At 68.1% G+C, this 454-nt stretch carries 1 protein-coding gene; it reads left to right on the forward strand.

The window, feature by feature from the left end; genetic code table 11:
* The first annotated feature begins 102 nt into the window (after positions 1-102).
* On the forward strand, positions 103-324 hold the full coding sequence (locus tag EXE44_RS16945) for a hypothetical protein (RefSeq protein WP_137706303.1): 222 nt from the start codon (positions 103-105) through the stop codon (positions 322-324).
* Positions 325-454 lie beyond the last annotated feature (130 nt).

Here is a 454-nt window from a genome sequence, read left to right on the forward strand (position 1 = left end):
GATACTGCGGACGATCTTCGGCGCCGAGCAAAACGAGGCGTGGAACGGGCTCGTGGAGATGGTCCTTCGGCATCGCGAGGTGCTGGAGGAGGAGGGTCACCTGTGATCGAACCGTTCGTCTCGGCGGCCGGCACCAACCTCACGACGATCGCGGCGGTCGTGCTGGCGTTCATGGTCGGCGCGATGGCGCCGGTCTACTACGCGCAGGAGCGGTTCCGCGGGTTCGGTCGAGCGATGCTCTCGCAGCTCCCGTACCGGCCCCCGCCGGGGACAGAAGAGCAGGAAGCGATGAAGCAGGCGACTGACGAGGCCGCCGATGAGTGAGGTGTTCGACCCCGAGGAGGAGCCGGACGGGGACGCGCTGGCGCCTCACCACTTCTACGTGGGCGTGGCGCTGTCGCTGTTCGGGTTCGCGTCGATCTGGCCGTACTACCCGGCGACGGGCGCGGGCTTT

Origin of the sequence: Halorubrum sp. SS7, assembly GCF_005435055.1 — an archaeon.
In the GTDB taxonomy this organism is placed as follows: Archaea; Halobacteriota; Halobacteria; order Halobacteriales; family Haloferacaceae; genus Halorubrum; species Halorubrum salinarum.